Source organism: Mycolicibacterium setense (genome assembly GCF_000805385.1).
Taxonomy (GTDB): domain Bacteria; phylum Actinomycetota; class Actinomycetes; order Mycobacteriales; family Mycobacteriaceae; genus Mycobacterium; species Mycobacterium setense.
In genome coordinates, this window is record NZ_JTJW01000010.1 from 769,969 (window position 1) to 791,716 (window position 21,748).

At 65.8% G+C, this 21,748-nt stretch carries 15 protein-coding genes and 1 pseudogene; 8 read left to right on the forward strand and 8 right to left on the reverse strand.

Going from position 1 to position 21,748, the window contains the following annotated elements; all coding sequences use genetic code 11:
* The first annotated feature begins 19 nt into the window (after positions 1-19).
* From QQ25_RS28875 to QQ25_RS31195, 8 genes are all read left to right on the forward strand, one after another.
* Positions 20-1,105: a PPE domain-containing protein gene (locus QQ25_RS28875; RefSeq protein ID WP_039382483.1), complete on the forward strand. Its 1,086-nt coding sequence runs from the start codon at positions 20-22 to the stop codon at positions 1,103-1,105.
* Entirely contained in the window at positions 1,102-1,914 is an 813-nt protein-coding gene (locus tag QQ25_RS28880) for an ESX secretion-associated protein EspG (RefSeq protein WP_039325909.1), read from the forward strand. The genes QQ25_RS28875 and QQ25_RS28880 overlap by 4 nt, the downstream gene beginning before the upstream one ends.
* Before the next feature lie 77 nt (positions 1,915-1,991).
* The gene (locus QQ25_RS28885; RefSeq protein ID WP_039325910.1) at positions 1,992-2,261 is read left to right on the forward strand and encodes a WXG100 family type VII secretion target; all 270 of its coding nucleotides are present in this window, start codon (positions 1,992-1,994) and stop codon (positions 2,259-2,261) included.
* 26 nt (positions 2,262-2,287) lie between these two features.
* A complete protein-coding gene (locus QQ25_RS29910) occupies positions 2,288-2,572 on the forward strand; it encodes a hypothetical protein (protein WP_131546249.1) in 285 nt (94 codons plus the stop codon).
* A 99-nt stretch (positions 2,573-2,671) separates the two neighbouring features.
* Positions 2,672-3,451 (forward strand): ESX secretion-associated protein EspG, encoded by a 780-nt coding sequence (locus QQ25_RS28895; protein ID WP_052236129.1) that lies wholly within the window; start codon positions 2,672-2,674, stop codon positions 3,449-3,451.
* Between the two features lie 94 nt (positions 3,452-3,545).
* Positions 3,546-4,454, forward strand: coding sequence for a 3-oxoacyl-[acyl-carrier-protein] synthase III C-terminal domain-containing protein (locus QQ25_RS28900; protein ID WP_169748653.1), 909 nt, complete (start codon positions 3,546-3,548; stop codon positions 4,452-4,454).
* A 38-nt stretch (positions 4,455-4,492) separates the two neighbouring features.
* Positions 4,493-4,813, forward strand: coding sequence for a hypothetical protein (locus QQ25_RS28905; RefSeq protein WP_039382489.1), 321 nt, complete (start codon positions 4,493-4,495; stop codon positions 4,811-4,813).
* A 31-nt stretch (positions 4,814-4,844) separates the two neighbouring features.
* Positions 4,845-6,593 carry a hypothetical protein gene (locus QQ25_RS31195; protein WP_039382491.1) on the forward strand — a complete coding sequence of 583 codons (1,749 nt, stop codon included), beginning with the start codon at positions 4,845-4,847 and terminating at the stop codon, positions 6,591-6,593.
* Between the two features lie 4 nt (positions 6,594-6,597).
* Here the strand turns inward: QQ25_RS31195 and QQ25_RS28915 are convergent, their stop codons facing one another.
* The 8 genes and pseudogenes from QQ25_RS28915 to QQ25_RS31465 form a co-directional block, all read right to left on the reverse strand.
* Complete coding sequence (locus tag QQ25_RS28915; protein ID WP_039382493.1) at positions 6,598-6,894, reverse strand: WXG100 family type VII secretion target; 297 nt, start codon at positions 6,892-6,894, stop codon at positions 6,598-6,600.
* Positions 6,891-7,337 (reverse strand): YbaB/EbfC family nucleoid-associated protein, encoded by a 447-nt coding sequence (locus QQ25_RS28920; protein ID WP_052236130.1) that lies wholly within the window; start codon positions 7,335-7,337, stop codon positions 6,891-6,893. Before QQ25_RS28920 ends, QQ25_RS28915 begins: the two co-directional genes overlap by 4 nt.
* A gap of 6 nt (positions 7,338-7,343) precedes the next feature.
* Entirely contained in the window at positions 7,344-8,285 is a 942-nt protein-coding gene (locus tag QQ25_RS28925; RefSeq protein WP_039325922.1) for a WXG100-like domain-containing protein, read from the reverse strand.
* A 135-nt stretch (positions 8,286-8,420) separates the two neighbouring features.
* The gene (locus QQ25_RS31450; protein WP_052236131.1) at positions 8,421-9,998 is read right to left on the reverse strand and encodes a hypothetical protein; all 1,578 of its coding nucleotides are present in this window, start codon (positions 9,996-9,998) and stop codon (positions 8,421-8,423) included.
* A 6-nt stretch (positions 9,999-10,004) separates the two neighbouring features.
* Positions 10,005-10,241 carry a hypothetical protein gene (locus QQ25_RS29920; RefSeq protein WP_052236132.1) on the reverse strand — a complete coding sequence of 79 codons (237 nt, stop codon included), beginning with the start codon at positions 10,239-10,241 and terminating at the stop codon, positions 10,005-10,007.
* A gap of 2 nt (positions 10,242-10,243) precedes the next feature.
* Complete coding sequence (locus QQ25_RS28935; RefSeq protein WP_036475921.1) at positions 10,244-10,501, reverse strand: DUF7161 family protein; 258 nt, start codon at positions 10,499-10,501, stop codon at positions 10,244-10,246.
* A complete protein-coding gene (locus QQ25_RS31550) occupies positions 10,498-20,460 on the reverse strand; it encodes a toxin glutamine deamidase domain-containing protein (RefSeq protein WP_324607915.1) in 9,963 nt (3,320 codons plus the stop codon). Before QQ25_RS31550 ends, QQ25_RS28935 begins: the two co-directional genes overlap by 4 nt.
* A 57-nt stretch (positions 20,461-20,517) precedes the next feature.
* Positions 20,518-21,237 (reverse strand): annotated as a pseudogene (locus QQ25_RS31465) (glycerophosphodiester phosphodiesterase); the annotation flags it as partial.
* Positions 21,238-21,748 lie beyond the last annotated feature (511 nt).

Consider the following 21,748-nt stretch of genomic DNA (forward strand, 5'->3'; position numbering starts at 1 on the left):
CGAGGGGAGGGGTCTGGGCGTGGGGTTCACCGACGTTGCGTGGGAGTCGCGCAGCACCGAGCAGCTGGCGCGCGACCTCACCGAGGGGCCCGGCCCGGCCTCAGTTGGCGGAGCCGGTGCGGCCTGGATCCGGGTCGCCAACGAATTGGCCAACGTATCCGGCGATTTCGACAAGCTGGTGGCACGCCTGCGGACTGTCTGGGACAGCCAGGCGTCCACCGCCGCGGCCCAGCGCCTCGAAGAGTTCGGCAAGTGGCTGCAGGCGATCAGCCTCAGCGCGGCAGGCAATGGTCAGCGTGCCGAAGAGGCCGCGGTTGCCAACACCGTCGCAGTGTTGGCGATGCCCAGCGTGTCCGAGGCCATCGAGGCCAAGACGGCCCAGGACATGATGGCCTCGCTGGCCGCTTACAACGGAGCCGTGCTGAACGGAACGTTCGCCGAGTTCGACGCGGCCGCCACCGCCGATCAGGCCAATGCGGCGGCGGTCATGCAGCAGTATGAGGAGGCAGCCGCTCCCCTGGCGCAGCCGTGGGAGCAGCCGCTGCCCCCGCAGGTGTCGAACGGCGGCGCACTCAAAGCCGAACAGGGCGGCGAGGGTGCCGCAGGGGGTGGCGGCGGAGCCGCCGGAGGCGCCGCAGCAGTGCCACCGCCGCCGCTGATGCCCATGTTCGCACCGGGCGTCAAGTCGAGCGCCGACCCGAAGGCGTTGCAGAAGACCGGATTCGCCGGCACCGGGGGCGGCGGCTCGGGCACCGGGATGAGCGGTGCCCCCTATGCACCGATGGCGGCGATGGGGCGCGGCGACCAGAACCGCGACTACGAATCGGTACAGCCCGCAGCGACCCTGGACGGGGCCGGTGAGCCCGGCGCCGGGGTTTCCGACGCCGGGCAGGCTTGGCTGCCCGCCGCACAGCAGAACGACGCACCGTTCACGGTGTCGAACGTCAGCTGGGGTCCCGACACCGCAGTGTTCGACGAACTCGCCGCGCCTGAGGTGCCCGCGGGTGAGGGCTTCGCCGATGAACCGGAACGCACGCTCGAGCAGGTTGACAACCGCTGGGTCACTCCTCCGGTGATCGGCGTCGACCGGGGGCTGAACCTATGACCACATCCCTGGCACCGCAATTCGTGGTGAACGACGACGAAATGCATGTTCTGGCAGCGCGTCTCGGTGTCCAGGCGCTGCCGCTGGTGCTGGATCTGCGCCCGCGGCACCCCACCGAGACAGCACGGGCCGAAGCCGCCGGCCGGGCAGGCCAAAGCCTGACCGAGCGCGGCCTGATCGTGACCGGTGAGGTCAGCGCGGAACTCGCCGAGGTGGTGCAATCACTGCAGCGGCCCGAGCGGGAACTCGCGATGCGTTTGGTGACCCCCGACGGCCTGGCCCGCGTCACTGTCGTACGGTCTGGGGCACAATGCATTTCGGCCTGCCGAGTCGGCAACGAGATCACCCTGCACTTGATCGCCGACGGCGCAGACTTGCCGAGCGCCGCACGCGCCCTGTTGCGTCGGCTGCCGGCGTCTGCCCCCGCCGAGATCAGCCCGGTCGGCGGGCCGCTCAGCGAAGTCAGCCAGGCATTGTCCGACACCCACGACGCCACGGTGTTGTCCGACCGTATCCGGGCGCTCGGAGCCGACACCCGGTCCGCGATGATGCTGGGTTCGGCGCTCGCGGCGCGACTGGCATTCGCCGAGATCGTCTACTACGCACTCGATGAGGACGTCGACCGCGTCTCACGGTCGGTCGGTGCGGTCGGCGTCTTCTACACCAAACGCGGTCGTGTCGTCGGTGCCCCCAGCGCCTCACCCAGCGGCCAGCTGTGGACCACCCTCAAGCCGGGGTCCGACCACACGATCAAGCAGGCCATCGGCCAACTCGTCGAGCTGTCCGGCTACAGATGGGGGGACTGCTAGATCCGCTCCGTGTTCACCAGCGAAATCTCAACGACCGTCCGGCGATTCGCGCCGGGAATGACAAAGAGAGGTAAGACATGGCGCTTCAACTGACGCCTGCGGAAGCCAAAGCGAAGATCGAGAACATCGACAAGCAGATGTTGGATGTCCGGCGGTTGGCCGCACAGATCCTCGAATCCACCGAGGCCATGACGTCCAGCTCGTGGACGGGTGGCCGGGCCGCAAAGTTTCGCGGCATCATGACGCAGCACAACGAGGACTTCACCTACGTCATCAACAACCTGCAGCAAATCGTCGACAAAGGTAAATCCGACATCAACGCCCTTGTCAGCCACGAAGCCGATTAGAAAACGAAAGGTCTGATCCAATGGACATGGACAAGATCACATACCAGTACGGCGCCAACAACGCGTCCCTCGACGACATTCAGGGGATGACCAACAACGCACAGGCGATGCGGGATGAGGTCAACCAGGTCTTCACCGCGCTGCAGGGCGTGTACGAGGGCGAGGCCGCTGCGACGCTGTTCCAGAAGCAGACTCAGATCTTGGATCAGATGGACCTGATCCTCAATGAGATCACCCAGACCCGGTCCGGGGGCAACCAGTCTCAAGAAGACGCCGCGGCGCTCGACGCCCACCTTGCCGGCGGCTTCTAGCACGGCGCGCTTGTCGGCGGGCTCGGTTGTCGGCACCACCGGCGACCGGGCCCGCTTGCGCGTACGGTTTCCCAGCAGCCAGAAAGAAAGGGGCTCAGCATGATCACCGATGACGTGGCCTCGCTGCGCCATGGCGTGGAACCGTGGTTCATGACTGGCTTCGAGTTCCGTTGCGCCTGGGAAGCACTCGGCCTGGATCGGATGCCGTCGCCGCTGTCCTACCGTCATCGTGGGCCCAAGTACATGTCCGAGGTGGCGGCCGATCGTCGCGAGGCATTGGCCCGGTTGCGCGCCAGCTTGACACCGAATCGTGTTCGCATTCTCGAAGCGTTGCGGTACCCGGCGTACCTGCTACAGGGATTCGGCCAGATCGAGGCCGGCCAGATCTATCGATTACTCGGGGTGATCGGCACGACCGGCTACTGCGCCGTCATCACCCAGGACCCCAGCGAGCAGCTCATCTTCGGCGAAGATGTTCAGATCATCGGCTGCGTGAACATCGATTTTCCTCAGGTTGTTCTCGAAGCGCTCCCGGCTTACAAACCGGGTACCCGGCCGCGCAAGGAAGAGTTGCTCGAGGATGAAACACCGACCTCGGCTCTGCGAGACGCGAAGATCACCGCGCAGATTCTGCTCAGCGGTTCCCCCGAGTTCACCAAGGACTACCAGCTCCTCAACGCCGACCACCTGACCATGATCAACATCGCCGACGACGGCGCATACGTGGTGAACGAGGGTACGAAAGCGTTTCAGATCATCCCGGCAACGGTGCCCAATCTCATGCAGGTGTTCAAGAAGATCGAGAAGCGGCAAGCAGAAGCGCTGGCGGAGAAGCTTTCCGCCGAGCGGGCGGACCGGGAGTTCGATGCCCTACCTTGACACCGTTTCCGTGTACGTACCCGAGGGTACGGACAGCCAAGGCCGCCCGAAGCATCTCGCGACCGCCGCCTCGGAGATGCAGTCGGTCCACGAGATGGTGGAGATGGCCGGCCGGCAGATCGATCCCACCGCACTGTCGGCGGCAGCGGACAGCATGGCCGCCTCCTTCCACTGCGGCACCCTGTATCAGGGTGAACATTTCTGGCCGATAACCAATTCGCTCCAGCAGTCCATTCTGGGCAGGACATCTGCCGGATCCGCGACCGAGATCCGCCAGTTCTGCTCGGGTGGCCTGTACGGCGTCATGCTCGCCGATGCCGTACTGCAGGCGGGTTGGGCCGGCGACTACGCGATGGTGACCGGTGGGGACAGCATCTTTTACTTCGACCGGCATGAGTATGCGGCCAGCCCGGCAACCGAAGGTTCACTGCTGGGAGATAGCGGGTTCTGTGCGCTGCTGAACCGCAATGAGGGATTCGCCCGAATCGTGTCCGCCGCCGCCCGCTCGCACAATCCGTCAGCCGGCATGATGCACGGCAGAGCCGACGGCGCCATAGACGATCCGAAGTTCCCGACCTTGGCGGATTGGATCGCCAGGTGGGAAGACTACGACCGGCGTGGTGACGGCACGGTGAGAGACAACGCGATAGCCAGTTTTCGGGTGGCCGTCAGCACCGTGACCGAATGCTACGAACGCGCGGGTGTGAGGCCGGACGACATCGACTGGTTCGCACCGTCTTTCATCGAGCCGAGCTATGTCACGGACATGCTCGCCAAACAGACTTTCCTGCAACCCACACCCGGGCTGTATTCCTTCGCCGGACAATTCGGGCATCTGACGGTCTCGGACTTCGGCATGAACCTCGCCTATCTGATGAACAACAAGATCGCCAAGGTGGGCGACCTGGTGATGCTGTTCGCCGCAGGCAACTTCGTCAACTGCGCCGCGGTCCTGCTGCGTATCGAGAAAGAGGTGACCCTGCCATTCAACATGCCAGCGTGACACCGAGATTCACCTGACGATCATCACAGAGGAGCACCATGACCAACCCCTGGGGCGGACTGCACGCCGATACCGGAAAAAAGAAACTCTACCTCGATCCGGCCGTGATCTCGACGATCAACCGGGTGTTCGAGCCATACGAGGAAAGTCTCCAAACTCTCCAGAAACAGGCTCTCAACGAAACCGCCGGCTATTTCGGGACGCCGGCCAACCCACTCGCGGGTCACGTTGAGAAACTCTTCAATGGTCGCGGCACGCAATTGACGGATTACGTGACCGACCAGTTGACGCAGTCGACGGCATTCATCGAGACCGCCCGGGCCGCGGCGGATGCCATGCGCTCCAACCAGAACGACTAGTCACAGCACGAACGAACGGCTTGGGGACATCATGAGTGGCTTCGGAAACTACCTCGGCGCAAAGTTGGGCACTGCTGAAAACGAGGAGGGCAACAACCAGAGCGTGTACTTCAGCGCGGACGTGATGAACCCCAATTTCCCCAAGCGCGATGCCCTGGTCGGTGATGACGGCAAATTCGTCCAGGTGTCGAATGATCTGAGGGAGGGAAACAAGGCCGAGTATCAGCCGAGGAGCGAGCTTCTCGGCGATGTCAACGGAGTGTTATCCGACAACAGCACATATCTGGAGGTCCAAGACGAACTCACCGGTCCTCAGAGGCTGAACTGGGAGGAAAAAGAATTTGTCATGATGCAGGGGGAGACGAATTCTCTCAACCCCGAGCAGATCGGCATTCTGGCCACGAACTGGCAGCACATTGGCGACACCTTGAAGAAGGATACCGAGAATTTCAAGGACACTGTTCGCGATGAAATAACCGGAAAATGGTCGGGTGAGAGTGCTGCGGCGGCCGAAGCGGCATCCCAGCAGGTCACAGCCAGCGCGATCGACGAACTCAAGCCAGCTACAGATGCCATTGCGAACCGGCTGACGGTGCTGAAGGAGGCGTTTGAACAAATCAAGAGAGATTTCCCGGACGATCACCCAAACGACCAGTTGCTCGATGATGGCAAGTTCAACAATCATGAACTCAACACGGCTATCAACGATTTCAATTCCAAATATCACATCGACGGCGATGGATTCCTGAGGAACAAGGATGACGGTTACGTGACCGCCGCCGATGCCCTCAAACAGCTCGAAGAGATCAACAACTCCATCGATGCCTACCAGCAAGCCGTCCAGCTGTTTACGAACGTGTACAACCCGGCCGTGGAGGCGGCGACGCAGAACTTCCCCCATCTTCCGTCACTGCCGAAGATAACGTACGGGGATCCCACCGCCCCCGGTGGACCCGGCGGTCCCGGGGGCGGGCCTGGCGGCACCTCCCCGTTCAAGCCCGGCGGCGGCGCGGGCACCAAGCCGTTCGACAAGTCGGCCTTCGACAAGCTCAACACCGACAAACCGACCGACTACGAGAAGTACAAGCCGATCGACCAAAAGCCCACGGACCAAAACGATTCCACGACCGACCCGACAAAGGACGCACTCGACAGCCTGACCGATCCCGTCAAGTCCGCGATCGATTCGGCCACCGGAGCCGCCAAGGATGCGGCCGGCCAGCTCGCAGATGCGATGAAGAACGCCGCGGGCCAGAACCCGCTGGGTACCGGCGGTCCGCCCGAGGGTGTCCTCGGGCTCGGCCCCCAAGGGCTGGGGGGCGCGGGAGCGGGCAAGGGTGGCGGCGGTTCCGGGGGCGGAGTTCCCTTGCGTGGCCTGCCGACTGGGCTTCCGAACGGTACCCCCGCGACGGCAGCGGCGAAGATTCCCGCCGCGGCGACCGGTGCTGCCGCGGGTCTGGGTGCCGGCGCGGGTAGCCCCGGTGCGGGCGCCCCTGCCGCCGGCCAGCGCGGCGATCAAAACGGCAAGGGCCACCAGGTCAACAAGGCGTTGCGCCGCAAGAAGAACGGCAAGGACGTCATCGGCGACTCAGACGCGTCGGTACCGGTGGTCGGTGCGAACGAGGAGGCCGAGCAGCCGGAGAGCGCACCGGTCGAGCAGTCCGAGTTCCGTCGCCGCATTCCGCAGCGGGACGGCACCTGGCAGCCCACCTCGGCAGTTCAGCCCGGACCGGCGAGTCCGGCTCGTGGGCAGCACGTCACGCCGGGCCGCTCGGAGTGAGGCCTCAGGGATTGTCCTGCTGTTCCAGTGCATCGGCGGTGACCTGGAGGCCTTCGGCGTAGTAGTCGAGCAGGTTGGTCTTGGCGGTGATCGACCCGTCGACCCAGTCCAGCTGCGCCTTATAGCCTTTGGAGCCATTGGCGAACTTGTTGCCGATCTTGTCGTCGCCCCAGGCCTCGCCCTCACCGCTGAGGAACTGCATCAGCGCCGAGTGAACGGCCTTCATGTCAGTGCTGACGTAGGCGAGATACCCCGCCGTGCCGCGCAGCTCGGCCGGCGTGACGCCCAGCGGTACTGTCATCGCACGCTCCTTACAGTGGGAAAATCGTCGGGCTCTTCTTCTCCGTCGCCACGCGCGACGCGCACCGGGGTCGACAACAGATCCCTGATATCGGGGGCACCCTCGACAACGTCGGACAGTGAGGGAAACCGCTGCCGTCTCTCGGCCAGCGGGGCAAGCAACTCCGCGACCATCCGCCCGGCATCATTGGCAGCGTCTTTGGCCGCCGCGGTGATGTGCGCGCCGAGGTCGGCGAGATCATGGTCATCCAGATAGGACTCGCTCACCGCGGTGTGGATGACGACCCCGTCGGCGTCCACTGTCACCGTGACGGTCCCATCGGCGCGAGTGGCTTTGGCGAACAACCTTTCCCGCTCTGCCTCGACAGCAGCCAGGTCCGCAAATTGCTCTTGCACGAGCGCCAGCGCATCGATCAGTTCATGCCGCGCCGCATCATTGTCCATATCTTCTTAATCCCCGTCCCCACCGCTGGCCGCCGCAGCACCGCCGCCGTCCGCCGTGGATGCGGTGGTGCTGCGCGCCGCAGCTCTACCGCGCACCCCACCGGTGACCGCGGTGGGCACCGAGCCGAGGACAGAAACGGGGTCGATCGGTTGACCCGTCACCAACGAGCCCGTCACCTTCTTGGACATTCCGGCGACGTACCCGACGGCGGCCCCCTTCACAGCTGAATTGCCCAGTGCGCGCTGACCGTAGATGCTGACCGTGCCCTGAGTCGCGCCGCCGACCGTGTTGGCCAGTGCGACGACTCCCAGCCGGTTCCAGTCGACTCCGTTCTGATGCCCCTTGGACTGCTGTACCCCTTGAATGAACACTTCTTGTCCCAGGGCTTCGGCTGCCTCCACACCGGCTTTTTTGATGATCCGGTGCACGGTGGTCTTCGTCATCGCCTTGCCCAGGTCGGTCATGATGTCTTTGAGCAACATCGACACGACCTGACGGATGGCCGCGGACGTCGACGCTTCGATGAGCGGTATCTGGGCTGCCGATGCGCCGAACGTCACCGAGGTCTGAGCCAGCGCCCAGGAGATCTCGAACGCCGCGATGGCAAGCGACGTCAGGATCTGCAGTTTGGTGTATTCGATGTTCTTGCCGGTGCTTTCGGCAAGAGTGCCGAGAGCCGCCATCGCATCGGCCAGTTTGTCGACCGAGGCGTCCCCGTCGAACAACAACGCGAACTGCTTGTCGGCGGCGCCCGCCGTCACGCCCTGCAGCACCGAACTGGTGCTGGCCCGCATCCGGTTCAGCTCGGGAATCAGATCCCTCAATTGTTCGGCACGGTCGCCCCATTGACCGCCGATGCGGTACATGGCGTCCTCGTCGCCCTGCGGCCATTGGTAGCCGACCAAGTAGGACACCCACTGTAAAGGCCCGGGGATGTGCAGGGTCACGCGTTCCCCCGTCGGCGAAAAGTTCCATGCAGCATCGCAATTCACGCTATTGCGCGCTACCGCACTCCGCCATTTCTGACGGCCTTGTTCGCCGAGAGTTCAGCTACCCGCCAGTTCTATGTTGTTTCGGCGCGGCTATTCGGCCAAGAGGCCCGCCAAGCTCAGCTGGTTGGCCGCGGCGTAGATCTGTGCGTCTGGGCGGTCACCGAAAATCGCTGCGACATCATCGACCGTGGCGGTGCGCTCGGTGGCGACCTCCAACAGCGCCTGACACCGATCGAGCGTGGCCGCTCCGGTCTGGCTCGTCATCGCAGCAACCGTCGCATCTGGGGTCCAGATCGCGGGCAACGGGAGGTCGAGTTCGCCGGAGGTGTCGGTTGCCCCTCGGTACCACTGGCCGTCGGCCCACCAGAAGCAGAAACTCAGCAGCCCGTTGCGGTTTCGGGTGTTCAGCACCGAGTCGTTGACCCACGCGGGCGCTCCCCCGTAGAGATCGGGCAGCGGCCGGCCACCGTTATAGGCAGCCTGAAGCAACTCCGAATTCCATTTCCCGCCGGAGAGCACCGCGCGATCGCCGGGCAACAGGAACAACGTCGACCCGCTGCGGGCGTCACTCTCGAACCAGGCATAGCCGGGATAGATGCGCGGGCCCCAACCAGATCCGCGCCCTACATGCGTCGCCGACAGGACCGCCCAGCGCGCCAGCAGATCGGGAAGCGGTGGGATCTGGCCGGTGGCGACACCGGTGCGGCCGGCGGCCTGATCGGCAGCGGCATCTGCGGCCGCCCGGGCGGCATCGCGCCCCTGCGCGTCGGGCCCGGCGGTGTAGCCCGCGAGCCACACCGGCACGCGCGTGCGGGGGTAGGCGTCGAGGTCGTTGCGGTAGTGCTCCGCGGCCACGATCTGATCGTCCGGGAACGGCTCGTCGCCGTAGTCGTAGTCGACCGTCGTCTCACCGCGGTTGTTGACGTTCAACAGCAGCCGCCACCACGGCCCGGCGCTCATGCGGGCCGAAAGCTCGCGTTGTTGGCGCACCAGGTCGGCGATCGACTGCGGCACGGGCACCAGGCCGGTCCGGTCCTGGGCCCAGAACTGCAGCTGGGCGATCTGCGATGAGACGGTGAAGGCGAACACCGCGGAGAACTCGTCCCAGCCTTCCGGACCGAGCTGGGCCAGCTGCTGCACGATCGAGTCGATGAGGCGGGACGCTTCCTCGGCCGCCGCGGCGTCCGCACCGGTCGGTACGTCGCCCACCGGCGCGGGTGGCTCGTCGACGATGGTGAAGTCCGCGATCGCCGACGGGTCGTCGGCAGCCGCCAACCGGAACTGTCGCTCGAACTCGGCCATGAAAGCCGCCTCGTCGGACGCCGCGCCACTCTGTTGGGCCGCGCCATTCGGCGTGGCCGAACCATTCGGCGCGGCGGCACCGTTCGGCCGAGACGCAGGTTCCTGAGCGGTGAACGCCTCACGCGCCTGTTGCGGTGGGATCGACGACGACACCTCCTCGATACGCCCGGAGTCGCCCACCAGGAAGATGGACCGCCCGACCGGGATGTCAAGGAACGCCATCGGATCGCTGTCGTCGACCTCGACCGGTGCGTACACGCTCCAGCCCTTGTCGAACCGGTCGGCTGCCAGCCCTTCGGTCGGGTAGTCGAGCCCCCGGGACCTGATCCAATCCGTGACCAACGAGATCGCCTGTGCCGCTTCCATTGCCCCTTACCTTCCCAGCTTCTGCTGTTCGGCTTCGATTTCGTCGGCGAGCGCCGAGCGCTCGGCCTGTTGGCGCGCCAGCAGCTCGGCACTGAATGCCGCCCAGGCCGCGTCCTGCTCCGGCGTCATCTGAGCGCCGTGCACCTCGGATTCGACATCCGGATGGTCCTCCAGGAACTGGTTGAACAGCGCACCCATCTCCCGGCTGTGCTTGCGGTTGAGCTCAATCCGTCGCGGGTCCATCTCTACTCCTCGTCACCCTCGTACAGTGCCAACTGGTCGAAAACCACCAATGCCACCCGGTCCGGGTCATCTGTCGGGTGCACGCGCAGCGTGTGATGTGGGTTCGGTGCGTCGTCGACGATGATCACGCTCTTGATGCCGGCCGGAAGATTCGCCGGCCAGTCGATCTCGTCGGTGGGTTCCTCGACGAGCACATGGGCCCGCTTTCCGCGCAGGCCGGTCTGGTCGTACCGCAGCGGCGTGGGCTTCCGGCTGGTCATGTCGTGTCCTCTTCCTGATCCTGCGGACGGTCGTCGTGGGGCCCCCTCATGGGCGGCAGATCGGGCGGATTGTCCGGATCGATACCGAGATCTGCGTTCACACTGCCACGGCTGCGGGTGGAGCTGGCAACGATGGCCTCGTAGATCTCGTCCCCGACGCGCCCCTTGGCGCGGTTTCGTTCCACCAGCTCGTCGAACGTGGGGTTCGGTTCGTTCTCGTTCAGCCATTCCGCCGCCCTCCGGTCCGCCATCAGGGAACGGGTCCAGCTCCGGATGGTCGCCCTCATCCCGTACATCGTCCTGGCCCGTTCCTCGGCGCTGACGCCGTCGCGCAGGAGCTGGTCCCGCAGCTCCCGCATCCGGAGCTCGTAGGTGGTGTAGACGGTGCGAGTCTCCTCGTCGGACAGCGTTCCCGCCGCGTAGTGGCTGTGCGTGGCGCCGTCGATGATGGCTTGGTAGACGTCGTCTCCACTGAGGCCCTTGCCCTCGTAGCGGGCGACCAGATCCTCGAACGTCGGAGCACTCTCGTGGGCCGACAGCCAGTCGGCGGCCGGGCGGTTCTCCATCAGTTCCCGGGTCCAGGCCCGCAGTGAGCTGCGCAGGCCCGACAGTATCCTGGCGCGGTCCTCGATACTGACGCCGTCACGGATCATCTGCTCGTCGAGGGCCCGCATCCCGAGTTCGAACTGTGAGTACACCGCACCGGTTTCGATGTCGGTGAGGCTGCCCGGGGACATGCGGCTGTGGGTGGAGGTGTCGATGATCGCTTCATAGATCGCATCCCCGGTCAGCCCGCGCTCCGCGTTGCGCGCGACCAGGTCGTCGAATGTCGGGTTGGTTGTGTTGCGCAACAGGAACTCTGCCGCTTCCCGGTTGCTCATCAGCCCATATGCCCATGACCGCAACGCGTTCCGGGCGTCTGAGAGCCTTCTGGCGCGTTCCTCTGCGCTGACGCCGTCGCGCATCAGTTCTTCGTTGAGCGCACGCAGCTTGTTCTCTCCGTCGCCGAAGGCCGCGATGGCCTCGCCCTCGGACAACGTGCCCGGTGCGTGCTGCGGCAGACCCAGCGGTGCGAGCGGATCGGCCGGCAAATACTTCACCATGTCGATCGAGACGTTCTCCAGCAGTCGGCGCCCCAGGTTCGGTTCCGCGTCCGTCTCCAGGATGGCGATGTCGACGGGCTCGGGCAGTCGGGGGTGGTCGACTTCCAATCTCGGCAGCATCTCATCGAGCTCCGCCTGGCCCTCGGCACTGAGCCCGTCGTACATGTCCGCGGCCCTCATCTTGATCTGGTCCAGCGCCCCCTGGAGATTCATCAGATCTGGGCCCCAGGTGAAGCCGCGGCGGGCCCAGGCATTGCTGCCCTGCCAATCCGAGGTCAGCTCGATCCGGTCGACACCGGAACGCACGTAGAAGCGCTCGAGCTCAGCCGAGAGCGCCTTGGAGAATCCCTGGCCGCGGTGCCGCGGGTCGGTGATGGCCATCAGGCCGTGGTGGACGACGAGGTTGCCGTCATCGTCACGGTGGAACACCCGGTCGAGCGACCCGATGTCTCTGTTGCCGTGCAGGATTACCCCGGCGAGCGCGACCTGGTCGCTGCCCGGGACCGCCTCGGCTTCGAACTCGACCCGGTACGGCCCGTACATCCCGGACAGGTCTTCGGCGAGTTGTTGGCCGCGCTGCGGATCGGGGTTGTCGACGAGTTCCGCGAGCGGGTCGGCGTAGCGGGTGTCGACGACCCGGGTAGTGCGATTCTCGGAACGATATCGCTGTTGTCGCCGTAGGTAGTCCGGATCCCGCGGTAGGCCTCGGACGTCCCCGACGGCTTCTGCGGCGGCAAGTTGTAGGGGCACGTCGGCGAGCGGGTCGACAGCGTTGCCGTCGGCATCGAGGAAGCCGACCGCGGTGCGGTCCACCGCGACCTGGCCCCAATGCGGCGGCCAGCCGGCTCGCTCGCCGGTGCGCCGGTCGATCAGATAGATCTCGCCACCGTCGTTGACGGCGAGGTAGGCATGACCGCCTTGGCGCATGCCGGCCCAGCGTGATGCCAGCACGGCCGACGATCCCGGGCCGAGCTCGTGCAGCCGTTGGGCCACTTCCGCATACGACGCGAAGTGAGCACCGGAGCCCACGGCTTCGAACAGCGACCTGGCCGCCACCCCGGTCGACGTCACCTGCGCAGTGATCCGGAACTCGCGTCCGTACCTCTGCGACAACACATCGGCGACCCCAAAGGCACAGTTGTCGGCGGGGTCGGCGACGGGCGGCGCGAGATCGTCGAGTCGCACGGACCGCATCGCCGCCGGGTCCAGAACTTTCGTCGTCTGATCAGGATTGGTGACCAGGGTGCGGTGGCCCTCGAGTTGAATGTGCTCGATGTGCCCGACGATCACCCGGCCGAAGTTGGCCAGTGACTCGTTGCGTACGCCGGCGTCCTTGTCGACGAACGTGCTGTAGAAGTTGTGGATGTCGTAGTCGCCACCCTTGGTCATCACGGTCAACGGGAATTCTGAGGTGACGCGCTGCGCCCCAAAGAAATCCATCGCCGGGTCGACACCGTAGCCGCCCCGGAAGTCCCCCCGTGAACCGGGCGTGGTGCCGCCGTGCTGCGTGAACGAGTCGGTGGACGCCGTCGCCACATAGACGTCGACTCCCGGACCGAACTCGCCGGCGTGGTTCATCGGCCCCAGACCGGGAGACCCGTACAGGGTCACCGTGCGGATCTCGCCGTCCAAGCGCGCATCCACGCCGGCATGGCCGGCGACGGCCGACCCCAGACAGTGTCCGAACACGTGGTTGTCGCCGAACCTGATACCGCCTTCCGACCATGCGGTGCGCCCGGCGTTGAACGCCCGGATGTCGTTGAAGAGCGCATCGCCGCCGGTTTCGCCGCCGTCGTCGAGCATCGTGTCGTAGCCGATCCAGGTCATCGAGGCCACCGACGCGGTCGGGTCTTCGAGCAGTGCGGACGTCGCATGGTTGAGGGCCGTTCCCATGCCTGGGCCCAGTTCCTGGATGGTCATCCCGCGCCCCGGAATATTCCAGACCACCGACTCCGCGAGATACGGATCGACACCGAAGCTCACGACGGCCATCCCCGCACCGTGAAATGCGCCGGTGTCTAGCCTCAACAGGTACGGACCATCGACGCCTGCCCGCTGGGCCGCCGCGGCACCGCGCTCCAGCGCGGCCTCAATACTGTTGATACGCAGTAATTCCAGCTTCTTCTCGAAGCCCAGCCGGATGTCACTGTTGAGTTTGGCCTGCAATCCGTCGCGATACTCGAGCCAATCGTGCAGTACCCGGGTATTGGCCTCATGGCGGTCGAGCGGCGGGACACCTTCGGCGTTGCCGATCTGCACCGGATACGTCGCGATCAAGGCCTGGCGCTGATCTGCGTTCAACCCTTTCCACCACGTTGCGTTGACCCGTGCGTTCTCGACCGCTGTACCCGGATCGGGCAGAACCCGTTGCCCCAAGGCCTCATCGGCAACGTGCGCTGGTGTAGGTGGCTCGGCCGGCAAGCCTTTGACGTTGCCTACGGAGTCGGCCGTGCCGAGCCTGAGCGGGACGTCGTGCAGCGGGTTCACCGCATCGCCGTTGGCATCGAGGTAGCCGACCGCGGTGCGGTCGACCGCACCCTGGCCCCAGTGCGGCGGCCATCCCGTGCGCTCTCCGGTCGTCGGATCGATCAGGTAGATCTCGCCGCCGTCGTTGACCGCCAGATAGGCATGTCCGCCGCTGCGCCCACCCGTCCAGCGCGAGGTCAACACCGCCGACGATCCGTCACCGAGTCGCCGCAGAGACGCTTCGACTTGGTCGTAGGTGGCGAAGCGCGACGAGGATCCGACGGCTTCGTACAGCGCCCGCGCCGGTACACCACTGCGGGTGGGTTCGACCTCGATCCGGAACGGGCGCCCGTACCGGGCCGACAACTCGTCGGCCACCCCGTACGCGCAGTTCTGCGCAGGGGCTTGCGGGTCGGCGACGGCTGGGCCCGGCAGGTACTTCACAAAGTGGACCGAGGTGTTGTCCAGCAACTTTCGGCCCAGCTCGGGTTCCTCGGCCGTCGCGAGAATCGCAAGGTCGATCGGTTCGGGCATCCTCGGGTGACCGACTTCGAGCCGCGTCGCGATCTCGTCGAGAACCGCCTGAGCCTCGGTACCCACATGAGCGCGCAATCGCAGCGCGGCATCTTTGATCACATCGAGGGACTGGTGGAGGTGATAGAGATCGGTGGACCAGGTGAACCCGCGGCGCGCCCACGCGTTACTTCCCTGCCATTTGGACACCAACTCGATGCGATCGACACCGGAGCGCACGTAGTACTGCTCCAGCTCCGAGGTCAGTGCTTTCGAAAAGTCCTGCCCGCGGTATTCGGCCCTTTCGATTCTGATGATGGTGTTCTCGACGACGAGGTTGCCGTCCTCGTCGCGTGAGAACTTCCGCGTCAGATAGCCGATCTCCGTGTCCCCGCTGCGAATCAGTCCGTGCAGGGTGAAGCGTTCGCCGCCGACGATACGCTCGGGAGAGAACTCGACCTGGTAGGGGCCGTACTGCCCGGACAGGTCCTCGGCGAGTTGGCGGACATCGTCGCGGTCGAAGCTGTCGACCACTTCCCGCAACTGCTCGGCGTAGCGGGTGTCGACGCGTCGGGTAGCCGGATCCTGCGATCGGTATTCCTGTTGTTGCCCAGCGAAATCCGGTGCGTCGGGGTGGCCCTGGACGTCACCGACGGCATCGACGGCCTCGACGTCGAGGTACCTGACGGCATGCCAGGTGGTGTTGGTGAGCAGCTTCTTGCCCAAATCGGGATGGCCCGGGGCGGTGAGGCGCGCCAGATCGAGGGGCTCTGGCAGGCGCGGGTGGTCCGGGTGCAGCCGCTGAACAACCTCGTCGAGAACGGCCTGCGCCTCCGGACCGACCTGTGCCTGCAACTTCTGCGCAGAGCTTCTGATGCTGTCCAGCGATTCCCGTAGTTTCACGGGGTCCGGCGCCCAGCTGAAACCCCAGCTGGCCCAGGCGTATGCACCGTCCCAGGCGGCTACCATCTCGATCCGCTCGACGCCCGAGCGCGCGTAGAGGGGCTCCAACTGTTCGGCCAGGGCCTTGGAGAATCCCTTTCCCCGATGGGATGGACTGGTGATCTCGATCATCCCGTGCTCGGCGACCAGATTGCCCGCGGCGTCCCGGTTATACGACCAGTAGATCATCCCGATCTGCTTACCGGCACTCATTATGCGACCGGCGATACCCGTGGCCTCGTCTGGAACCCGCTGCAGCTCAACGCGGAACGGGCCGTAGACGCCGGAGAGATCGGCGGCCAGCTGGTCCACCCGTTGTGGGTCGGACGCATTGTCCACTACGTCGCCCACCGGTTCGGCGTACCGGCTCTCCGCCGCCCTGTCGGCGGGATCCTGTGCCCGGTATTCCTGTTGCCTGGCCAGGAACTCGCGGTCGTCCGGATGGCCCTGGACATCCCCCACCGCATCCGCCGCCGAACCCGGCATCTCGTCGACGTACTTGATGCCGTACCAGGATGTGCGGCGAAGCAATTCGCGACCGAGCTCGGGGTGGCCGTCCGCGCTGAGATTCGCGAGCTCCGAAGGCTCCGGCAGGCGCGGATGGCCCGGCTCCAACCGCCCGATGACCTCTTCGAGGACCACCTGCGCCTCGGCGGTGATCGAGCTCAGTAGCCGCTGCGCGGCAGCCTTGACCGAGTCGAGGGATTCCTGCAGTTCGTCTGCACGTAGATCCCAGCTGAATCCCCGCCGGGCCGATGCGTACGCCCCGTTCCGAACAGCCAGCAACTCGATGCGGTCGACTCCGGAGCGTGTGTAGTACTGGTCGAACGCGGCCAGGAACGCCTTGGAAAAACCTTTACCTCGGAAGGCCTCGTCCTCGATGGTCATCTCGTTGTGGTGGGCGACGAGATTTCCGCTCTCGTCGCGGATGAAGATCCGGTCGATTTCGCCGATTCGCCTGGCGCCGCTGAAGATCTCGCCCTTGAGCTGCAGCGCGTTCGGCAGCGCTTCCCCGCTGAACCGCACGCGGTAGGGCCCGTACATACCCGACAGATCGTCGGCGAGCCGCTGAGCCCTGCCCTGATCCATCGACTCGCTGATCACGTCACCGAGGGGTTCGGCGTGGCGGGTGTCTACGGCTGGGGTGACCGCATCAGCGGCAGCGACGTACTTGACGCCACTCCAGTATGTATTGGTCAGCAGGTCGCGGCCCAGATGCGGTTCCTGGTTGGTTGCCAATGCTGCCAGGTCGATGGGTTCCGGTAGGTCGGGCTGGCTCGGATCGAGCCGTCGCATGACCTCGTCGAGGAGCGCCTGCGCCTCGGGACTGACCTGATCACGCAGTTGGAGAGCGGAATTCCTGACGTTGTCGACCGATGCCCGCAACTTCGCCGGGTCGGGATTCCAGCTGAAACCTTGACGGGCCCAGGCGTAGCCGCCGTCCTGCTCGGTGCGCAGCTCGATCCGATCGACTCCGGAGAGCGCGTAGTACTGATCGAGTTGTGCGACGAACGCCTTGGCGAAACCCTTGCCGCGGAACGCCTTGTTCGGGATGTCCACGACGTTCTGGTGAGCGACCAGGCTCCCGTCGCGGTCACGAACGTAGGTCTGCTGGGTAAAGCCGATCTCCTCGTCGCCGCTGATGATCGCACCGCCGATGATGACCTTGCCGGTCTGTTCTTCTGCAACGGCCCGGAACATCTCGACGCGGTACGGCCCGTATACCCCGGAGAGGTCCGCCGCCAGTTGCTGTACCTGGTCTGTGGCGAAGCTGTCGACGATCTGCCCCAGCGGTTGGGCATAGGTCGAGTCGACGCGGCGGGTGGTGGGGTCCTGGGCGCGGTACTCCTGTTGCCTCGTCAGGAAGTCATCGGCGGCTGGATGGCCCTTGACGTCGCCGACACTGTCGGCGGCGTGAAGCGAAACCTGAACGGGCTCATCAGAGATCGGGTGTACCGGGTCGCCGTTCTGGTCGAGGTAGCCTACGGCGGTGCGGTCCACCGCGCTTTCACCCCAGTGTGGCGGCCACGGCGAATACTGCCTGGTGCGAGGGTCGTAGAGCTGCACCTGCCGGCCGTCGGTGACAGCGAGGTAGGCATGACCACCTTGACGGCCGCCATCGGCCGCCCAGCGCGACACCACGATGGCCGACGATCCGGCGGGCCGGCCCAACAATTCGGCCTCGATGTCGGCATAGGTCGCGAACTGGGAACGCGACTGCGCCGCCTGGAACAGCGCCCAGGCCGGCACGCCGGTGGCCGACGGCGGGATGGACAGGTCGAAGCGCCCGGGGTAGATCCTCGACAGTTCGTTGGCCACCCCGTAGGCGCAGTTGTCCGCGGCGCCACGCGATGTGTCGGACCGCCCGAACAGGTTCTGCAGCCACCCCTTCAGGCCGGTGCGGGCCGGAGCCACCGATGCGGGGTCCAGGTACTTGACGTAGTGCACGCCGTTGCGACCGTGCACGGCTCCGGTGCCGTCGAGCAGGCGCTGGCCGAGGTCCGGTTCTGCGGTCGTGGCCAGATTCGCCAGGTCGATGGGCTCCGGCAGCCGTGGGTTACTCGGATCAAGCTGTTGCACAACCTGATCCAGAACGGCCTTGGCTTCGTCGCTGACGGTCTCGCGTAGTTGGCGGGCCGACTGCTTCACCCGGTCGAGCGATTCCTGCAGCTGATTGGTCCTGGGGTCCCAGGCGTAACCTCTTCTGGCCCAGGCGAAGCCGCCCTTGTCGTGGGTGGTCAGCTCGATCCGGTCGATGCCCGAGCGCACATAGAAGCGTTCCAGCTCGGAGGTGAGGGACTTGGAGAACCCTTTGCCGCGCAGGTTCTCGTCCGTAATGACCAGGCCGGTGTGGGCTGCGACCAGGGTGCCGTCAGGATCCCTGTTGAACTGTCGCTGAATGGTGCCGATCTTCTGGTCGCCGTTGAAGATCTCGCCGGTCAGGAGGACCACGTCGGTCAAGTTCTCGTCGAGACTCAGTTGAATGCGGTAGGGCCCGTATCGGCCGGACAGGTCCTGTGCGAGCTGGCGGCCCCGGGCGTGGTCGGAGGCGTTGTCGACCACGTCACCCATTGGCTCGGCGTAGCGGGTGTCTACCACCCGGGTGGCCGGATCCTGTGCCCGGTACTCTGCCTGCCGCTGGACGAACTCCGGATCATGCTGCGGACCTTGAACTTTGCCGATTGCATCGGCAGCGTCGAGCTGCAGCGGAACGTCGCGGGTCATCGGTCCGACCGGATCGCCGTTGGTCTGCAGATAGCCGACGGCGGTCTGGGTTACCGCGTTTTGCCCCCAGTGCGGCGGCCACGGCGAGTACTTGCGGGTGTGCGGATCGTAAAGCTGCACCTGGCCGTCGACCTTGACGGCCAGGTAGGCGTGACCACCCTGACGCCCGCCGGCCCACTGCGACGTCAGTACGGCCACCCGCAGCGTCGGATCACCCAGCAGGGCCGCTTCGACCTCGTCGTAGGTAGCGAACCGCGCATCGGCGCCGACCGCCCGGAACAAGGCGCGCGCCGGCACACCGCGCCGCGACGTAGTGGCATCCAGCCCGAAGTTCCGGCCGAACAACGTGGACAACTCTTCCGTGACGGTCACGGCGCAGTTGGGCGGCCGACGCCACAGCGCGTTCCAGAAACGCCTGCCGCCCACCCGATCCCCGGCGGGTTCGACGGTGCGCAGCAGCGGTGCGTGCCGACTCCGGCCCAGCTCGGTGCGGTGCTGCTCTGTCGTGATGGCATCTGTGCGGCCCGCGGCAACGCGACCGAGGTTTGTCGTCGCCTCCGTGTTCAGGAAATAGGTGTGATGCGTGCCGCCCGTGAGCAGGCGATTCATCGACACGGAGGGTTCGGCGGTGACCCGCACGGCGCCAAAGGAATCCATCGCCGGGTCGGTGCCGAGACCGATCCCGAAGACCCGTCCGCTGGAGCCGGAGGTACGTCCGCCCAGCGCCGTGACCACATCTCGTGACGAGGAGGCGACGAACACGTTGTCGGCACCGATCCCGAACTCATCGGCGGTGCGCACCGGGCCCACGCCCGGGGAGCCGACCAGAGACACCGTTCGGACGTGACCGGCGAATCGCCCGTTCTGGCCGGCATATCCGGCGGTGGTCGATCCGTAGGAGTAGCCGAACACGTGGTTGCCGGTGAAGTGGCTGCCGTCGCCGGCGAGCGTGTCGCGGGCAGCATTGAACGCCGTGATGTCGCTGTAGAGGATGTCACCGCCGGTGCGGGCCATGCCGTGCCCGGCGGACCGCAGGGTGCTCCAGCCGCTGGGCGCGTCGTATCCGACCCAGGCGATCGAGGCCGCGGACAGGCCCGGGTTGTTTTGCTGAACCGCCTGCAGGTGATGCAGTGCGGAGGTCGTGTTGAAGCCGAGCAGCGTGTCCACCGTGCTGCCGACACCTGGCACGTGCCAGGACACCGAATCCGCGGTGTACGGGTCGGCGCCGTAGCTGAGCACGGCGCGTCCGTCACCGCCGAACTCTGTCGGGTCGAAGGCCAGCAGCAGCGGACCGTCAACCCCGGCCTGTTGCGCATCGACCGTTGCCTTGCGTATCGCGAGGTCGAGTTTGTCCATCCGGCGGAGGAACTTGCGTTCGGCGCCGCTGAGCCGCTCCCCGCGGTCCGCCTTCGACTGGAGCGCATCCGCTTGCTCCCGCATCTGTTGCAGGACATTGCGGTTCGCGCGGTCCCGGTCTGCTGCGCTGACGCCTTCGGCATTGCCGATGTGCTGCGGATACGTCTCAACGATGGCGCTGCGCTGTTCGTCGGTCAGGCCCGACCACCAGCGGGCGTTGTTGGTCGCCCGCGCCGCGGCTTCCTCGGCCGGTCCCATCGGGTTGCGCAGTTCATCGGGCCGCACGGGCGGTATCCGCCGCGACAAAGCGTCGTCGGCGATCTGCCGGACGTGCTCGTCGGTAGCGGGTTCCATTGGGGTGGGCGCAGTTCCGGGCTCTTGCCGGCCGGCCTGCTCTCCCACCAGCGTGCCGGTCCGGCCCGGGTGATCGGTCGCGACCCAGTCCACGCCGAGGTCGCGGGCGAACTGTACATCGGCTTCGTTGTTGACCGTCCAGCAGTAGGTGGCCAGTCCACGCGCGGCCGCCGCACCGACGAGTTCGGGGTTGTTGCGCAGGGTTTCGATGGACGGACCGATCGCGCTGGCGCCGACCACGCCGGCCAGATACCGGGCCGACGCTCCCAGAAGCACGGTGGGGACATTCGGTGCGGCACTGCGGACCCGCAACAGCGCGTCGGGGTAGAACGAGATCACCGCTGCCCGGACCGCTTGGTCCGGTCCCGGGTTCGCCAAGCCGTGCCGTTCCAGCGCCGCGACCACTTCGCGCTCGAGCTTCAAGCCCTGCTGCGCAGGATGTTTGGTCTCGATGAACAACGTCACCGGGCGGTCGGCGTCCTTAGCAAGCTGGATGAACTCGTCCAGGGTCAGAATTCCGTGACCATCGAAGTCGAGTGCCTGCAACTCGGCCAGCGTCATGTCGCCGACCCGGCCGGTTCCATTCGATGTGCGGTCCACGGTCTTGTCGTGGATGAGCACCAACTCACCGTCTTTGGTGAGCCTGACGTCACATTCGAGGGCGTCCGCACCTTGCCGCAGCGCTTCGGTGTACGCGGCGCGGGTCTGCTCGGGGAAGTCGTGGGAAGCTCCGCGGTGGGCGACCACGTGAGCGCCGGATTCCGTCGCAACCGACAGCGGGTTGGGGCGCGAGGCGCTCGAGGTCGACGACGGCGCATGGGTGACAACGTGATTGCCCGTGAACGGCCCGGGCTCGCCCAATGATCGGCGGGTCTCGTGGAAGGCGGCCAGGTCCCGATGCAGCGCGCTGGTGTCGCCGACCCAGGCGATGGTCGCCGCGTCCTGCGCTCCGGTCGAGGTGTGCAGCCCGTCGAGCGCGCGGACGGTCACGGTGCCCAGCTGTTCGATCGACCCTCGTGCGGTGTGCCATGTCACGCGCGACGCGTGATAGGGATCGGCGCCGAAACTGATGACGGCGTGGCCGCCGCCGCTGAAGGCCGACGTGTCCAGCACGAGCACCAGCGGGGGTTGGAGACCGGCCCGGGCAGCGTCCGCGTCGGCCTGTCGCACCGCGAGGTCAAGCCGGTCGATACGTTCCAGGAAGGCTCGTTCTTCGCGGCTGACGGGGCTGAACTGGTCGAGCTTGGTACGGATGTGGTCGGCGCGGTCCCGATAGTGCTGCAACGCA